The organism is Citrobacter sp. Awk 2 (assembly GCF_028069815.1).
In the GTDB taxonomy this organism is placed as follows: Bacteria; Pseudomonadota; Gammaproteobacteria; order Enterobacterales; family Enterobacteriaceae; genus Citrobacter.
Window position 1 is genome coordinate 1 of the sequence record NZ_JANEWL010000019.1, and the last position, 15,730, is coordinate 15,730.

The 15,730-nt window shown below is 51.9% G+C and carries 19 protein-coding genes; 5 read left to right on the top strand and 14 right to left on the bottom strand.

The features are described 5' to 3' along the window. The first annotated feature begins 119 nt into the window (after positions 1-119). Together pagP and cspE are read left to right on the top strand one after the other, a co-directional pair. Complete coding sequence (gene pagP, locus NNO02_RS07425; protein ID WP_369124578.1) at positions 120-683, top strand: lipid IV(A) palmitoyltransferase PagP; 564 nt, start codon at positions 120-122, stop codon at positions 681-683. 189 nt (positions 684-872) lie between these two features. Beyond that, entirely contained in the window at positions 873-1,082 is a 210-nt protein-coding gene (cspE, locus tag NNO02_RS07430; protein ID WP_000034825.1) for a transcription antiterminator/RNA stability regulator CspE, read from the top strand. Between the two features lie 51 nt (positions 1,083-1,133). Here the strand turns inward: cspE and crcB are convergent, their stop codons facing one another. After that, positions 1,134-1,517, bottom strand: a complete 384-nt coding sequence (crcB, locus tag NNO02_RS07435) for a fluoride efflux transporter CrcB (protein ID WP_043015566.1) — start codon at positions 1,515-1,517, stop codon at positions 1,134-1,136. Between the two features lie 90 nt (positions 1,518-1,607). Between crcB and NNO02_RS07440 the strand changes: the two genes are divergently transcribed. Together NNO02_RS07440 and tatE are read left to right on the top strand one after the other, a co-directional pair. Beyond that, entirely contained in the window at positions 1,608-2,396 is a 789-nt protein-coding gene (locus NNO02_RS07440) for a deaminated glutathione amidase (protein ID WP_271441568.1), read from the top strand. A 128-nt stretch (positions 2,397-2,524) separates the two neighbouring features. Continuing rightward, complete coding sequence (gene tatE / locus NNO02_RS07445) at positions 2,525-2,728, top strand: twin-arginine translocase subunit TatE (RefSeq protein WP_048212302.1); 204 nt, start codon at positions 2,525-2,527, stop codon at positions 2,726-2,728. A gap of 97 nt (positions 2,729-2,825) precedes the next feature. Here the strand turns inward: tatE and lipA are convergent, their stop codons facing one another. From lipA to NNO02_RS07495, 10 genes are all read right to left on the bottom strand, one after another. Then, positions 2,826-3,791 carry a lipoyl synthase gene (gene lipA, locus NNO02_RS07450; protein ID WP_003022702.1) on the bottom strand — a complete coding sequence of 322 codons (966 nt, stop codon included), beginning with the start codon at positions 3,789-3,791 and terminating at the stop codon, positions 2,826-2,828. A 206-nt stretch (positions 3,792-3,997) separates the two neighbouring features. Then, positions 3,998-4,639 carry a lipoyl(octanoyl) transferase LipB gene (lipB, locus tag NNO02_RS07455; RefSeq protein ID WP_271441569.1) on the bottom strand — a complete coding sequence of 214 codons (642 nt, stop codon included), beginning with the start codon at positions 4,637-4,639 and terminating at the stop codon, positions 3,998-4,000. Positions 4,640-4,752: 113 nt separating this feature from the next. Then, positions 4,753-5,016, bottom strand: a complete 264-nt coding sequence (ybeD, locus tag NNO02_RS07460; protein ID WP_000850547.1) for a DUF493 family protein YbeD — start codon at positions 5,014-5,016, stop codon at positions 4,753-4,755. A 106-nt stretch (positions 5,017-5,122) separates the two neighbouring features. After that, positions 5,123-6,334, bottom strand: a complete 1,212-nt coding sequence (gene dacA, locus NNO02_RS07465) for a D-alanyl-D-alanine carboxypeptidase DacA (RefSeq protein WP_137384513.1) — start codon at positions 6,332-6,334, stop codon at positions 5,123-5,125. A gap of 142 nt (positions 6,335-6,476) precedes the next feature. After that, positions 6,477-7,580: an endolytic peptidoglycan transglycosylase RlpA gene (gene rlpA / locus NNO02_RS07470; protein WP_271454514.1), complete on the bottom strand. Its 1,104-nt coding sequence runs from the start codon at positions 7,578-7,580 to the stop codon at positions 6,477-6,479. 10 nt (positions 7,581-7,590) lie between these two features. Next, positions 7,591-8,703, bottom strand: a complete 1,113-nt coding sequence (gene mrdB / locus NNO02_RS07475; protein ID WP_003022718.1) for a peptidoglycan glycosyltransferase MrdB — start codon at positions 8,701-8,703, stop codon at positions 7,591-7,593. 2 nt (positions 8,704-8,705) lie between these two features. After that, positions 8,706-10,607 (bottom strand): peptidoglycan DD-transpeptidase MrdA, encoded by a 1,902-nt coding sequence (mrdA, locus tag NNO02_RS07480; protein ID WP_271449870.1) that lies wholly within the window; start codon positions 10,605-10,607, stop codon positions 8,706-8,708. Between the two features lie 30 nt (positions 10,608-10,637). After that, entirely contained in the window at positions 10,638-11,105 is a 468-nt protein-coding gene (gene rlmH / locus NNO02_RS07485; RefSeq protein ID WP_003022725.1) for a 23S rRNA (pseudouridine(1915)-N(3))-methyltransferase RlmH, read from the bottom strand. A gap of 3 nt (positions 11,106-11,108) precedes the next feature. After that, entirely contained in the window at positions 11,109-11,426 is a 318-nt protein-coding gene (rsfS, locus tag NNO02_RS07490; protein WP_003022728.1) for a ribosome silencing factor, read from the bottom strand. Positions 11,427-11,681: 255 nt separating this feature from the next. Further along, positions 11,682-12,293 (bottom strand): adenosylcobalamin/alpha-ribazole phosphatase, encoded by a 612-nt coding sequence (locus NNO02_RS07495; RefSeq protein WP_271449869.1) that lies wholly within the window; start codon positions 12,291-12,293, stop codon positions 11,682-11,684. Positions 12,294-12,390: 97 nt separating this feature from the next. Here NNO02_RS07495 and cobD point away from each other — a divergent pair, with 97 nt between their 5' ends. Further along, positions 12,391-13,485, top strand: a complete 1,095-nt coding sequence (gene cobD, locus NNO02_RS07500) for a threonine-phosphate decarboxylase CobD (protein WP_271454515.1) — start codon at positions 12,391-12,393, stop codon at positions 13,483-13,485. On the opposite strand, the gene nadD is transcribed toward cobD, so the two are convergent. The 3 genes from nadD to lptE are packed head-to-tail and all read right to left on the bottom strand — an operon-like array spanning position 13,460 to position 15,727. Next, positions 13,460-14,101 (bottom strand): nicotinate-nucleotide adenylyltransferase, encoded by a 642-nt coding sequence (gene nadD / locus NNO02_RS07505; protein ID WP_137384696.1) that lies wholly within the window; start codon positions 14,099-14,101, stop codon positions 13,460-13,462. The two genes, cobD and nadD, sit on opposite strands and share 26 nt — an antisense overlap. A gap of 1 nt (position 14,102) precedes the next feature. Beyond that, the gene (gene holA, locus NNO02_RS07510; protein ID WP_271449867.1) at positions 14,103-15,134 is read right to left on the bottom strand and encodes a DNA polymerase III subunit delta; all 1,032 of its coding nucleotides are present in this window, start codon (positions 15,132-15,134) and stop codon (positions 14,103-14,105) included. Continuing rightward, a complete protein-coding gene (gene lptE / locus NNO02_RS07515; RefSeq protein WP_271441574.1) occupies positions 15,134-15,727 on the bottom strand; it encodes an LPS assembly lipoprotein LptE in 594 nt (197 codons plus the stop codon). Before lptE ends, holA begins: the two co-directional genes overlap by 1 nt. Positions 15,728-15,730 lie beyond the last annotated feature (3 nt).

Below are 15,730 nucleotides of genomic sequence, written 5' to 3' on the forward strand. Positions count from 1 at the left end.
ATAATCTGGAATTTATATGTGGAGAATATTCTGATTTTTTATTAGCGCATCTTTGTTAAGCTAACATTAAGGTTTTGTTTGCTACAATTAATACTAACTCCCAGGATGGTAATTAAGTCGTGATTGTCGCTAAACGTTATTTTCTCATTTTTTCATTTCTTTTTATTCAGTTAGCCTTTATTCCCCAGGTGTTTGCTGAGGATAAAGGGTGGTTTGATACTTTTAAAGATAATGTCAGTGAAACCTGGCAGCAGCCTGAACATTATGATCTGTATGTGCCGGCCATTACCTGGCATGCGCGTTTTGCCTACGATAAAGAGAAAACCGATCGGTACAACGAACGTCCCTGGGGGGCAGGATTTGGTCAGTCCCGTTGGGATGATAAAGGTAATTGGCACGGGCTCTATATTATGGCCTTCAAGGACTCCTTCAATAAATGGGAGCCGATTGGCGGCTATGGCTGGGAAAAGACCTGGCGACCGCTGGCCGATGATAATTTTCGTCTTGGGCTGGGCTATACAGCCGGTTTCACCGCGCGCGATAACTGGAACTATATTCCCGTGCCATTGATCCTGCCGTTGGCCTCGATAGGCTATGGTCCGGCAACGTTCCAGATGACCTACATTCCGGGTACGTATAACAACGGAAATGTCTACTTTGCCTGGATGCGTTTCCAGTTTTGACAGACTACCTGTATTGTCAGGTGGATTATTATAAACTTGTTTAAAAACAGATGGATATGTTGGTTGTCTGAAAAATAACGCGACATTTATCACTTTTTGACAAAGTTCGACTGGACAAAGTGCACCACAATTGTTGTACTGATACCCGACACAGCATTTGTGTCTATTTTTCATGTAAAGGTAATTTTGATGTCTAAGATTAAAGGTAACGTTAAGTGGTTTAATGAGTCCAAAGGATTCGGTTTCATTACTCCGGAAGATGGCAGCAAAGACGTGTTCGTACACTTCTCTGCAATCCAGACCAATGGTTTTAAAACTCTGGCTGAAGGTCAGCGCGTAGAGTTCGAAATCACTAACGGTGCCAAAGGCCCTTCTGCTGCAAACGTAATCGCTCTGTAAGCATACGACAGCAAGAATTCAAAACCCGCTTAATTGCGGGTTTTTTTTCGTTTAGTGTGCAGGAGAGGCCGAAACCAGCCAGAATGCCAGAGCCGTCATCGCAAATGACCCTAACAGGTTAACCAGCACATTCACCATTGCCCAACCAAAACGTCCTTCCTGTAGTAAAAACACCACTTCTGCCGAAAAGGTTGAAAACGTCGTCAGTCCGCCGCAGAAACCGGTGGTGATGAGCACTTTCCACATTGGATCAATGTTTGTCATGCGGTTAAACCACGCCAGCCCCATACCGATAATAAACGCGCCAATCAGATTTGCTGCCAGCGTACCGAATGGGATGGCCTGATGCAGCGGATTGAACCGCATGCTTAACATCCATCTTGCTACGCTTCCTGTACCGCCACCGATAAAAACTGCTAAAAGGAGTTGTAACACTGCGTAATCCTGCTATTTGATTGTATATAGCGTGAGTGTAACGCTGAATAATTGTTGTTGGCGAGCTTAACCCATTTTTCTGGAGGGAATATGTTTGTTGCAGCAGGGCAATTTGCCGTGGGTCCCTCGTGGGAGAAAAATGCGGAAACGTGTGTCCAGTTGATGTCACAGGCCGCAGGAGAAGGAGCATCTCTGTTGGTGCTGCCGGAAGCGCTGTTGGCCCGTGACGATCTCGACCCCGACCTTTCGGTGAAGTCGGCTCAGCTACTGGAGGGCGGTTTTCTGACGCGGCTACAGCAAGAGAGCGCGCAAAACGAGATGACGACGATTCTGACGATTCATGTTCCCTCTGTACCTGGCCGGGCGTTGAACATGCTGGTTGCGCTACGGGGAGGCCGGGTTGTTGCCCATTACGCAAAATTACATCTCTATGACGCCTTTTCGATTCAGGAGTCGCGGAATGTCGATGCAGGTGAGGCTGTAGCGCCATTGCTGGACGTAGACGGATTAAAGGTAGGGTTAATGACCTGCTATGACCTGCGCTTTCCTGAGCTGGCATTGGCGCTCGCGTTACAGGGGGCTGAAATCCTGGTCTTACCGGCTGCCTGGGTTCGTGGTTCGCTGAAAGAGCATCATTGGACAACGCTGCTGGCGGCAAGAGCCCTGGATGCAACCTGTTATGTGATTGCCGCGGGGGAGTGTGGTAACAAGAATATCGGTCAAAGCCGGGTTATCGATCCGTTTGGCGTGACGATTGCCGCTGCGGCGGAAACGCCCGCGCTGATAATGACGGAGGTTTCTGCTGAGCGGGTGAGGCAGGTCAGGGCGCAACTTCCTGTGTTACGGAACCGCCGCTTTGCGCCACCGCAATTATTATGACGTTTTTTTAAACAAGGCTTGATTCACCTTGTTACAGATTGCTATTGTGTGCGCGCGTCGAAAGGCCGTTAATATTCTCAGGTTAATATGGCGCTTTATGCAGCCTGGTTTAAGTTAAGAAGGTATCTATGGGTGAGATTAGTATTACCAAACTGCTGGTGGTTGCCGCACTGGTCGTTCTGCTGTTTGGTACCAAGAAGTTACGTACACTGGGTGGAGACCTGGGAACGGCAATTAAAGGCTTCAAGAAAGCGATGAACGATGATAATGCCGATGCTAAGAAAGATGCTGACGGTAGCGTTCAGACTGAGAAGCTTTCCCATAAAGAGTAATGTCAGGAGCACGATGCTCATACTGCATACTCTGCATGAAAAAAAACCGGCAATTGCCGGTTTTTTTATTGCTGAAATGTAAGTGAGTATTACACGATCACTTCACTTCCAGCCCTTTCGCCTGCATGTCCGCATGGTAAGAAGAACGAACAAATGGGCCGCAGGCTGCATGGGTAAAGCCCATTGCCATGGCTTCCGCCTTCATCTCATCAAACTCGTCCGGGCTTACATAGCGCTGAACCGGCAGGTGGTGACGACTGGGTTGTAAATACTGGCCCAGCGTCAGCATTGTCACGCCGTGACTGCGCAGATCGCGCATAACCTCAATGATTTCAGCATTGGTTTCACCCAGACCTACCATCAGGCCGGATTTGGTTGGGATCTCAGGGTGCGCTTCCTTAAAACGCTCCAGAAGCTTCAGTGACCAGTTGTAATCAGCCCCAGGGCGTACGTTGCGGTAAATACGCGGAACGTTCTCGAGGTTATGGTTAAACACGTCTGGCGGGGTGGCCGTGAGGATATCCAGCGCACGATCCATACGACCACGGAAGTCAGGTACCAGCGTTTCGATTTTAATCGACGGGCTTTTCTCACGAATAGCGGTGATGCAGTCTGCAAAGTGCTGGGCGCCACCGTCGCGCAGATCGTCGCGGTCAACGGAGGTAATGACCACATAGCGCAGCGCCATGTCCGCAATCGTCTGAGCCAGCTTTAACGGTTCGTTAGCATCAGGGGCAACCGGGCGACCATGGGCAACGTCACAGAATGGGCAGCGGCGAGTACAGATTGCGCCGAGGATCATAAAGGTCGCGGTCCCGTGGTTGAAACATTCTGCCAGGTTAGGGCAGGACGCTTCTTCGCAGACAGAGTGCAGGCCATTTTTGCGCATCGCTGCTTTGATACCCTGGATGCGAGTGGAGTCCGCTGGCAGTTTTATTTTCATCCATTCCGGTTTACGCAGCAGGGCTTCGCGCTCTGTTGCTACATTTTTTACCGGGATAAGAGCCATCTTATCGGCATCGCGGTATTTAACACCGCGTTCCATCACAATGGGTTTACTCATAGCTTGCGTGTTCCAGTTGCGAATTACGAAGGAAAGCGTTTCAATTCAAGGGAATGTTGCATTTATCAACTATTTTTGAATTAGTGATACGCAGTATATCATTGAAACGGGCCAGAAAGCAGCCTGACAGGCTGGCAAAATGTAAAATAGTTGTTGTTTTGTGCCATTTGCCACAACATATGCTGCGGCAAACTATAACCTTTTTTTCAGTCTGCAATGTACTCGTGGGGGGGATTGCCCAACAGCGCTAAAATATTAGCCAGCAGACGAGGGCGCACGCTCTCGGTTGTTGCCGTACTGTCCCACAGCGAGACTTTTGCCATTTCCATTCCCGCATAGCCACAGGGGTTGATGCGCAGGAAAGGTGATAGATCCATATCTACGTTGAGCGCTAAGCCGTGAAACGAGCAGCCTCTACGGATACGTAACCCTAACGAGCAGATTTTCTTTTCGCCGACATAGACCCCCGGCGCATCAGCACGCGGATGGGCGTCAATACCTATCTCCGCAAGCGTATTCACCACGGTTTGTTCCAGTAGTGTTACCAGTTCACGTACGCCCAGTTTGCGGCGTTTGAGGTTCAACAGAACATACATAACCTGCTGACCCGGTCCGTGGTATGTCACCTGGCCGCCCCGATCGCTCTGGATAACGGGAATATCACCGGGCATCAGTACGTGCTCTGCTTTACCGGCCTGACCCTGGGTAAAGACAGGATAATGCTCTACCAGCCAGATTTCATCATGACTGTTTTCATCACGGGTATCGGTGAATTCGTGCATGGCCAGAGAGACTGGCTCGTAGGGCTGAAGACCGAGCTGGCGGACCAGAATTTTATCCTGATACAAAACGGCATCTCCGTAGATACTCACACAGAGTAGAGAATGTTAAAGAGGGGAAAAGTATACCACAGGAGGGTGGGGTTACCCGAGCGGGGATGCAGCGGGTAACCGACAGGTTTTTACAGCACCATACGTACGATATCGATATTACCTAATTCTTCGTACAGCGTTTCAACCTGCTCAATGTGTGTCGCATTAATAGTGATTGAGACCGAGTGGTAGTTGCCTTTGCTGCTCGGTTTTACCGTTGGGGAGTAATCACCTGGCGCATGGCGCTGTACCACTTCAACCACCTGATCAACCAGCTCAGGCAACGCCTGCCCCATTACTTTGTAAGTAAATGGAGTAGGGAATTCAAGCAGTTCGTTAAGTTTGGTTTTCATGTCAGCTCCGGCGTTACATCAAAAAATAATAACTCCCACAGAGAGTGGGAGTTATCTGGATACTTAGTATATGGGGACGTAAATCACACTTTCAAGTGTTCGATTTTTAGCCAAACCAGTGATGGAACATTAATTTAATGTAATCAATGATTTTACCAAAGAAGTTGCCTTCCGGGATTTCCTGCAGAACCACCAGTGGACGCTGCTCAATGGTTTTGCCATCAAGCTGGAAGTTGATGGTGCCGACAACCTGGTTTTTCTGCAGCGGGGCATGCAGTTCCGTGGTGTTCAGAACATAGCTGGCTTTCAGGTCTTTCATGCGGCCGCGTGGAATCGTCAGGTAGACATCTTTATCGACACCTAACGACGCACGATCGGTATTACCAAACCAGGCGGGCTCTGAGGCAAACTCTTTGCCGACTTTCAATGGGTTCACGGTTTCAAAGAAACGGAAACCCCAGGTCAGCAGCTTTTTACTTTCAGTTTCACGACCTTTATAAGTGCGACCACCCATCACGGCGGAGATCAGACGCATCTGACCTTCTGTCGCAGAGGCAACAAGGTTATAACCCGCTTTGTCAGTATGGCCGGTTTTGATACCGTCAACATTCAGGCTGTTATCCCACAGCAGACCGTTACGGTTGAGCTGGCGGATGCCGTTAAAGGTGAACTCTTTTTCTTTATAGATAGAGTACTCGTTAGGTACATCGCGGATCAGGGCCTGACCAATCAGCGCCATATCGCGAGCTGAGCTGTACTGGCCCTCTGCATCCAGGCCATGTACGGTCTGGAAGTGGGTGTTTTTCAGCCCCAGCGCATTAACATAGCTGTTCATCAGACCGACGAAAGCATCCTGACTACCGGCAGAAAAGTCTGCCATTGCCACGCAAGCATCGTTACCGGATTGCAGGTTGATACCACGGATTAGCTGCGATACCGGAACCTGCATACCCGGCTTGAGGAACATCAGGGACGAACCTTTAAAGACAGGGTTGCCCGTAGCCCAGGCGTCGTTGCCGACGGTGACCAAATCGGTTTCTTTGAATTTCCCGGCTTTCATTGCCTGTCCGATGACGTAGCTGGTCATCATTTTGGTCAGGCTGGCGGGATCGCGGCGAGAGTCCGCATTCTGTTCTGCCAGAACTTTGCCTGAATTGTAGTCAATCAGGATATACGACTCCGCATCGATCTGCGGAACACCCGGGATCATGGTTTTAATATTCAGGTCATCTGCATGGGCAGCAGAAAGAGAGGCTGCGCAGAGAGCCGCGGTGAGCGCCATGCGCTGCACGAAACGAGCGGAAAAAGTGGTCTTCATGGTCTGAACTACGACGTCCGTGGTGAAATTAAAAAAAGTGCCCTACTATAGCAAATGCATAACTCACAGGCATCTGACTTTCCGCGTGACTTTGTTAATGTCGTTTACAGAAATTGACAACTCAGATGCCTGATTTACGTTATTACACGCCGGTGATGAAGGACTGTAATTGCGCCTCGGATTGAAGACGCTGTTGCAGTGTGGAGGCTTCAGCCTTGCTGGCGAATGGCCCCATCTGAATACGCCAAACGGCACCGTTTTGCACAACCCGGCCCGGAACGCCAAACTGCTGACTTAAACGCTTTTGATACTGCTGCGCACGCGCCTGCTCGCTTACCGCACCAACCTGAACGACATAACGACCGTTGGCTGCAGCTGCCGGAGTGGCAACGGCGGCGGCTGGTGCTGCTGCGTCAGTCGGTGTTGTGGCTGGCGCAGTCACAGGGGCGGCCGGCTGTGGCGCTGGCGTCGGTTCGCTACCTTCAAGCACGCCGGAAGCGAGCGTGGTCGGTGCGCCGAGGAAACCACCGCTGTTTACTGGTGCTCCGGTAGGGTCATCGCTTTTCAGCGTGGAATTGCTGATCGGGCGGATATCACCTTGCGGCTGACCCGCATCCGGTGTAGCAGGCATACTGCCGCCGCCGCTTAAGTCAGGGCGTGAGGGCAGGGCATAGGTTTGTTTGGCCACTGTCGTACAGGCCATACCTGGGCCGGACAACGAACCACCCTGTGCGACAATGATAGGATCAATACGCACTTTCGTGTTGTTAGAGGTATTCAGACGATCGGCTGCTGCTCGCGACAGCGAAACGACGCGATCGTTGCCATAGGGGCCACGATCGTTAATGCGTACGACGATCATTCGACCGTTTGCCAGGTTAGTAATTCTGGCATAGCTTGGAATAGGCAGCGTTGGGTGCGCAGCGGTCAGCTGCATCGGGTCGAACGCTTCACCTGAGGCGGTCAAATTACTTCCTGGCTCTGCATCGTAAATGGCGGCCAGTCCAGCCTGGCTAAAGCGGGAAGGATCCTGGACTATCTTGTAGCTCTTACCGTCACGCTGATAGTCCTGATTTGCCGTTGGGTTCAGGGGTTCAAAGCGCGGATCGGCCCCGCTGATTTCAACAATCGGACCATTACACACCGCAGGCTGCGGCGCGACGGCAGCCTGTTGCTGACCATCATCACTTGAACACGCCGCGAGCATTCCTGCTGCGATGCAGATTCCAATCCACTGCTTACGCATTGCGTACCCCTTACACGCTTTTCGACAACATTTTTCTATGGGTGTGGATCGACATGACAATCCCGAACCCGGCCATCAGCACGATCAGTGCAGAGCCTCCGTAACTGACCAGTGGGAGTGGAACCCCAACTACAGGCAGAATACCGCTCACCATACCAATATTTACGAAGACATAAACGAATAATATCAACATTAAACCACCGGCCATGACGCGACCAAAGGTTGTTTGCGCGTGGGCGGCAATCCACAATCCGCGCATTATCAGCAAAATGTACAGGGCAAGCAGGATTAAAATCCCAACCAGACCCAGCTCTTCCGCCAGTACTGCAAAGATAAAGTCAGTATGACGTTCGGGCAAAAACTCCAACTGCGACTGCGTACCATGCAACCAGCCTTTGCCGCGTAGCCCACCTGAACCAATAGCAATTTTAGACTGAATAATGTGATAGCCCGCGCCCAGCGGATCGGTTTCCGGGTCGAGAAGCATCATCACGCGTTGTCGCTGGTAATCATGCATCAGGAAGAACCACAGTATTGGAATAAATGCGGCCACCAGAACCACAGCAACGCCGATCAGACGCCAGCTTAACCCGGAGAGGAACAGGACAAACAGGCCGGAAAGAGCAACCAGGATTGAGGTTCCAAGGTCAGGCTGCGCGGCAACCAGCAGCGTGGGCATAAAAATGAGCACCAGCGCGATCGCCGTATTCTTCAGCGAGGGTGGGCAGACATCGCGGTTGATAAAGCGCGCCACCATCAGCGGGACGGCTATCTTGGCAATTTCCGAGGGCTGAAAACGCACGATGCCCAAATCCAACCAACGTTGCGCGCCTTTAGAAATGGCGCCGAAGGCATCGACAGCCACCAACAGAATGATACAGAAGATATAGAGGTACGGTGCCCAACCTTCATAGACCCTGGGGGGAATTTGCGCCATCACGACCATGATGACCAGCCCCATAGCGATCTGGCCGACCTTACGTTCCATCATGCCAATATCCTGGCCGCTGGCGCTCCAGATGACCAGCGAGCTGTATACCAGCAGAGCCAGCAAGATAAGCAACATTGTGGGATCGATATGAATTTTGTCCCAGAATGTCTTTTTGTTCGGATTATCCGTCACGATTATTGGTCCTCACCTGCTGCAACCGCCGGGTTTTCAGCAGGCAGATTGGTGTTGTTGTCGCCCAACATAATGTGGTCAAGGATCTGGCGCATGAGTGTACCTACCGCCGGACCGGCCCCACCGTTTTCGAGGATCATCGCGACAGCGACCTCGGGTTTGTCATAGGGCGCGAATGCAGTCATCAGTTTGTGGTCGCGTAAACGTTCGGCGATCTTATGTGCGTTATAGGTTTCATTGGCTTTCAGGCCAAATACCTGCGCGGTACCGGATTTCGCCGCAATTTTGTAGGGTGCGCCAGCAAAATACTTGTGCGCAGTCCCATTAGGGCGATTCGCTACACCGTACATACCGTCTTTGGCGATTTCCCAGTAGCCAGAATGAATGTCACCGACAGGAGGCTCATGTGGCTGTATCCACGGCACTTGCTTGCCGTTTTCCGCTGTGCTCATCAGCAGATGCGGGACTTTCACCATGCCGTCGTTGATGAGGATCATCAGCGCTTTACTCATCTGGATAGGTGTTGCTGTCCAGTAGCCCTGACCGATACCGACAGGGATTGTATCACCCTGGTACCAGGGCTTTTTAAACCGTTTTTGCTTCCACTCGCGGGTTGGCATGTTTCCGGCGCGCTCTTCAGCGAGATCGATGCCCGTATAATGACCGTAACCAAACTTGCTCATCCACTCAGAAAGACGGTCAATCCCCATATCATAGGCGATTTGATAGAAAAACGTATCAGCAGACTCTTCCAGAGAACGGGTGATGTTCAGATGACCGTGTCCCCATTTTTTCCAGTCACGGTAACGTTTCTCTGAACCGGGTAATTGCCACCAACCGGGATCGAATAGCCCGGTATTGCGGGTAATCACGCCTGCGCTTAACGCAGAGACCGCAACATAAGGTTTAACCGTGGACGCTGGAGGGTAAACACCTTGCGTGGCGCGGTTGACCAGTGGGGTATTGGGGTCATTGAGTAACCCGGAATAATCTTTGCTGGAGATGCCGTCCACGAACAGGTTCGGATCGTAGCTCGGCATAGAGACCAGAGCCAGAACACCGCCAGTACGCGGGTCTGTGACCACGACGGCGGCACGGCTACCCGCCAGCAACGTTTCAATGTATTGCTGGAGTTTTAAATCAAGCGTCAGATAGATATCGTGCCCGGCCTGCGGGGCGACTTCTTTGAGCTGTCGAATGACGCGGCCACGGTTATTGACTTCAACCTCTTCATAACCGGTTTGGCCATGAAGTACGTCTTCGTAATAGCGCTCGATACCCAGCTTGCCGATGTCATGTGTGGCTGCGTAGTTGGCCAGCTTGCCGTCTTTATCCAGACGTTCAACGTCTTTGTCGTTGATTTTCGATACGTAGCCAATCACGTGGGTCAGTGCAGAACCGTATGGATAATAGCGGCGTTTATAGCCTTTGACCTCGACGCCGGGGAAACGATACTGATTCACGGCAAAGCGTGCGACCTGAACTTCAGTCAGGTTGGTTTTTACCGGGATCGAGGTGAAGCGATGCGAGCGGGCTCGCTCTTTTTTAAAGGCTGCGATATCGTCATCGGTCAGATCCACGACGTTGCGTAGCGCGTCGAGGGTATCCTGAATATTGTCGACCTTCTCCGGCATCATCTCTATCTGATAAATAGTGCGGTTAAGGGCGAGAGGAATTCCGTTGCGGTCATAAATGATGCCGCGGCTGGGGGCGATAGGCACCAGTTTGATACGGTTCTCGTTCGAACGGGTCTGATAATCAGTAAAGCGAACGATTTGCAGATTATAAAGATTGGCGATTAGCACACCAGTGAGCAGCAAAATCCCCAAAAAAGCGACCAGCGCCCGACGCACAAACAGCGCGGACTCAGCCGTATAGTCGCGAAAAGAATTCTGTAGTTTCATCCGCTGCTTAATCTACTCAAGAATCAATGATCACTCACGGTGATAAGGATGGTTGGTGGTAATGCTCCACGCCCTGTACAGACTCTCTGCGACCAGCACCCGAACAAGAGGGTGGGGAAGGGTTAATGCAGAGAGTGACCAGCTTTGTTCCGCTGCCGCTTTGCAGGCGGGGGACAGCCCTTCCGGCCCGCCAATCAACAGACTGACGTCACGACCATCCAGTTTCCAGCGTTCCAGCTCGGTCGCCAGTTGTGGCGTGTCCCAGGGTTTGCCTGGGATATCAAGGGTGACGATGCGGTTTTTGCCTGCGGCGGCCAGCATCTGTTCACCCTCTTTGTCGAGAATGCGTTTAATGTCCGCGTTCTTGCCGCGTTTTCCTGCCGGGATTTCAATCAGCTCAAAGGGCATGTCTTTTGGAAACCGACGCAGGTACTCCGTAAAACCGGTTTGCACCCAGTCAGGCATTTTCGTACCCACGGCGACAAGTTGCAGCTTCACGTATTAACTCCAGAGTTTTTCCAGTTCATACAGGCGACGGCTCTCTTCCTGCATAACGTGGACAATCACATCGCCAAGATCGACAACGATCCAGTCAGCTACGTTTTCGCCTTCTACGCCAAGCGGCAGCAGACCGGCGGTGCGAGATTCCTGAACAACGTGATCGGCGATAGACATGACATGGCGGCTGGACGTGCCAGTGCAGATAATCATGCAATCGGTGATACTGGATTTGCCCTGAACATCTAAGGCGATGATGTCTTGACCTTTCAGGTCATCAATTTTGTCGATTACAAAATCCTGGAGTGCTTTACCCTGCAAGTGTTCCCCCTGGGTGAAAAAGAGTTAAAAACGTCTGTTAGTATACCTGAACCAGAGGCGATATCGGGACAAATGTCTCCGAAAGCGCTTTTGAAGTGCGCTATCATCCCACCCCGCGCAACAGAATGCATCGCCATTTTTGTAAAACAATTTCTGCAAAGCTCTGAAAGGCGGGAAAAGTCAGGTTGCGGAGAATAGCAGCCTGTCATAGGGTGTCAATGGGAGAGAGGCCCTTCGGCAGAAAAAACAGTGCATTCACTCACCCTCGTGCCACACGGCGCGACTATTGAGAACTTTCAGAACCGCAAAGTCGTCACAAAAATCAATTGCACTCCAGCAACCCTGTTCGATGCGAAAGTGCCACATGGCGGCCGCGGGCATGGACAGCAGCCGGGCCACCAGCACGCTCAGCACACCCTGATGACTTACCACCAACAGATTTTGACTGTCTTTGTAATCAGCAAGCTGCGCAATGAAACGTTCAACACGCTGTGAAAATGCCTGGAATCCTTCGCCATTGGTTGGGGTTGCGTTCTGCCAGTCATTACACCATACGGCATAATTTTCAGCGTCTTCACGTGCAAGATCGCGATGATGGCGCATTTCCCAGTCGCCAAAGAACATCTCATTAAGTTCAGGCATGACACGCACAGGAACCTCGCGTTCCGCCAGAATCAGTTGGGTTGTATGGCGGGCGCGTTCGAGTTCGCTGCACAGAACGTTGTTGAAAGGGACATTGCGTAGCAGCCCACTCAGTGATTGCGCCTGAGCAATCCCCCGTTCCGTTAGCGGTGTGGGGGCATGACCGCTGTATAACCCAGCGACATTGGCTTCGGTTTCTCCGTGACGTACTAACCAGAGTCTCATTTTTTCCTCTTAGGGCTATTCGCACAAAATATGATGCTTGCCCTGATTGCGTAGAGATTTTTTCAATAAAATACCCTCTTTTGACTGGAGCGGCACGATGTCTTTATTGAAGAGCGCGCACGGCGGTAATACCCGAGAAGCCGCCGCATTGTTGGGCATCCCGCCTGAGCAATTGCTGGATTTTAGCGCGAATATTAACCCGCTGGGTATGCCCGCAACCTTAAAATGCGCGCTTATCGACAATCTGGACAGGGCTGAACGCTACCCGGACGTTGACTACACCCAGTTGCATGCGGCGCTGGCGCAGCATCACCAGATACCTGTTTCGTGGATCCTCGCGGGGAATGGCGAAACAGAATCTATTTTCACCATCGTTAATGGGCTCAAGCCGCGCCATGCGATGATTGTCGCCCCCGGATTTGCTGAATACCGCCGGGCGCTGGAATGGGGAGAATGTGCAATCCATGAGTTTGCGCTGCGCGAGGAGGATGGCTGGCAGCTCACCGCCACGATCCTTGATGCGTTAACGCCGCAGTTGGACTGCCTTTTTCTCTGTACGCCGAACAACCCGACAGGGCTATTGCCCGATGATCGTCTGCTTGCTGCGATAACAACGCGCTGCGCTGAATTGGGGATTACCTTGATTCTGGATGAAGCCTTTATCGATTTTATTGCCGGGGAGGAAGGTTTTATTCCGCGGCTACAAGAGAATCCGCACATTTGGGTTCTTCGCTCGCTGACCAAGTTCTATGCGATACCGGGGTTGCGATTGGGTTATCTGGTCAATAGCGACGAACAGGCCGTGGCACGGATGCGCAGCCGACAAATGCCGTGGTCAATTAACGCATTTGCCGCGCTGGCGGGAGAGATGATTCTAAGCGATAGCGCCTACCAGCGGGCGACGTGGCAATGGCTGGCACAGGAAGGACAGCGATTTGATCAACAATTGCAAACGCTGCCCGGCCTGACTGTCTATCCCGGTCGGGCTAACTATCGGCTGTTACGCTGCGATCGACCGGATATCGATTTGCAAAAATCACTGCTGGAACAACATGTTTTGATCCGTAGTTGTGCCAATTACCCTGGGTTGGACGCGCGTTATTACCGGGTTGCTGTTCGCAGCCAGCAAGAAAATGACCGCCTGCTGGCGGCATTAAACAACACGCTTAGCGGTACAAACCCTGCTGGTTGATATAGTCGAGCACGGCGCGTGGCAGTAAGTCGTCGCACGGCTCGCCTTTTTCCAGGCGTTCGCGGATAAGCGTAGCGGAGATATTGAACCAGGGCGTTTCGGCAAGGTAAATCTTACCTGCCGGCAGGTTATGCAGATCATCTGCCGTATGGGTCAGATGGCGCTCCAGCCATTGCTGGTGCTGTTCCTGTGCCATCTCAAGGGGATAACCCGGTCGTCGACACACGATAAGATGGGTGTTATCCAGAATCGTGTCGTAATCATGCCAGGAAGGAAAGGTCAGCAGTGAATCCTGACCAATAATGAATGCCAGCGGTGCATCCGGGCCTTGTTCCACGCGCCACTCTTGCAGTGTTTGTGCGGTGTACGAGGCGGTATCGCGTTTTAGCTCGCGCTCATCCAGTGAAAACAAAGGTTTGTCGGCAATGGCCAGTTCAAGCATATGTTTACGCTGGGCGCTGGAGGCTTCCGGTTGCGCACGATGTGGTGGCACGTTATTGGGCATGACAATAACCCGAGACAGGCCAATCAGATTAGCCAGAATTTCAACGGGTTTCAGATGACCATAATGCACCGGATCAAAGGTGCCACCGAACAGAGCCTGCAATGATTTCATATCAACCATCAATAAAAACATCTGCCAGTGATTTATGGCAAAGCAACAGGGAAAGTCCCTCAAGCTCCGCCCACACTGACTGACCATAGTCTTGTTTAAGCGTAATTTCCGTACGTGTTAACAGCGTGACCGCCTGACGTAACTGCGTGGGGGTCAGTCGGTTTAACGCATCTCCCATCATGCCACGGCGATTTTGCCATACCCGATGTTTGTCAAACAATGCCCGTAATGGGGTATGGGCCGACTGCCGTTTCAGGTTCACCAGCAGTAATAATTCCCGCTGCAGAGTACGTAACAAAATAACGGGTTCACTGCCTTCAAGACGGAGCTGTTGCAGAATATGCAGCGCGCGCTTGCTTTTGCCCATCAGCAGCGCATCTACCCAGTGGAAGGGGGTAAAGTGCGCGGCATCGTTAACGGCTTGCTCCACGCGAGGCAGCGTTAATTTACCGTCAGGCCAAAGTAGCGACAACCGCTCCAGCGCCTGCGCTAACGCTAACAGATTGCCTTCGTAGCAATAGCATAAGAGCTGGTTGGCGGCGTCATCCAGCTGCAGATTATGATGTTTCGCCCTTGCAGCTACCCAACGCGGAAGCTGTGCCTGTTCAGGTGTCTGGCAACTGACCAGCACCGCGTTATTCGCCAGTCCGGAATACCATGCGGCGTTTTCCTGGGCTTTGGTCAGCTTGTTACCACGAACAATAAGCAGCAGATCGTCATGTAGCAGCGTGACGAGCGAGGCAAGTTGTTCGTTAATGGCGGCATTGGGGCCATTTTCTGGCAGCTGCAGGAGTAACGTTTGACGGCTGGCAAACAGGCTCATCGCCTGGCAAAGGGAAAAGATTGCGCCCCAGTCGGTGCTGGTATCGAGGGTGAACGTATGGTGTTCTTCGAACCCTTGTGCGGCGGCAGCCATACGGACGATGTCCTGGCTCTCCTGCAACAACAGGGGGTCATTGCCCAGTAATAAATACGCCGCGCGCAGCCCTTCATTGAGCTGTGCGCGGAGTTGTTCAGGGTACAACTTGAGCATCAGTTACCCAGCGTGGTGGAAACACGCGCCGGAGAGGAGGACGCTGGCGCTGCAGTTTTCACTGCAGGCTCGACGTCATCACTGGATGACTGAACATCAGCAATATGTACGCTTGGCAGTTTACGAATCAACTGCTCGGCCGCCTTGTCGTACATCTCTTTAACGATCATCTCCTGCTCGTTATCCTTCGCCAGTGCCGCTTGCGGGTTGTCGAAGAATGAACGATAGACTTTAGCGCTGATCGGGTAAATATCATGGCCCGGGATCAGGACTGAAGCACTTACGGACATCACCATCTGGTATTCAGCGGTTTGACCGTTCTGGAACACGGACGCGGTATCCTGCGAAATGCTGACTGCACCAAGGCGTAAGGACGGAACGTCTTTGCGCGTTGAGCTGTCTTCCAGCAGTGTAACGCCATTCAAACGCAGCTGATTACGCACCGCACGGCTTAACGGGCCGTTCGGATCGCCCGTGACCAGAATCATGGTTTTCATCGTGGGGGGAACCTGCGTAGTACTACGCAGATGCCAGCCACACCCGGCGGTGACAAGCACCACCAGGGATAACAACAATGTTGTCAGATGTCGCACGCT

Excerpts from the sequence above, each read along its gene's own strand:
- cspE (WP_000034825.1), top strand. The coding sequence starts at position 873 with ATGTCTAAGATTAAAGGTAACGTTAAGTGGTTTAATGAGTCCAAAGGA.
- NNO02_RS07440 (WP_271441568.1), top strand. The coding sequence starts at position 1,608 with ATGTTTGTTGCAGCAGGGCAATTTGCCGTGGGTCCCTCGTGGGAGAAA.
- tatE (WP_048212302.1), top strand. The coding sequence starts at position 2,525 with ATGGGTGAGATTAGTATTACCAAACTGCTGGTGGTTGCCGCACTGGTC.
- lipA (WP_003022702.1), bottom strand. The coding sequence starts at position 3,791 with ATGAGTAAACCCATTGTGATGGAACGCGGTGTTAAATACCGCGATGCC.
- ybeD (WP_000850547.1), bottom strand. The coding sequence starts at position 5,016 with ATGAAAACCAAACTTAACGAACTGCTTGAATTCCCTACTCCATTTACT.
- dacA (WP_137384513.1), bottom strand. The coding sequence starts at position 6,334 with ATGAAGACCACTTTTTCCGCTCGTTTCGTGCAGCGCATGGCGCTCACC.
- rlpA (WP_271454514.1), bottom strand. The coding sequence starts at position 7,580 with ATGCGTAAGCAGTGGATTGGAATCTGCATCGCAGCAGGAATGCTCGCG.
- mrdA (WP_271449870.1), bottom strand. The coding sequence starts at position 10,607 with ATGAAACTACAGAATTCTTTTCGCGACTATACGGCTGAGTCCGCGCTG.
- NNO02_RS07495 (WP_271449869.1), bottom strand. The coding sequence starts at position 12,293 with ATGAGACTCTGGTTAGTACGTCACGGAGAAACCGAAGCCAATGTCGCT.
- cobD (WP_271454515.1), top strand. The coding sequence starts at position 12,391 with ATGTCTTTATTGAAGAGCGCGCACGGCGGTAATACCCGAGAAGCCGCC.
- nadD (WP_137384696.1), bottom strand. The coding sequence starts at position 14,101 with ATGAAATCATTGCAGGCTCTGTTCGGTGGCACCTTTGATCCGGTGCAT.
- holA (WP_271449867.1), bottom strand. The coding sequence starts at position 15,134 with ATGCTCAAGTTGTACCCTGAACAACTCCGCGCACAGCTCAATGAAGGG.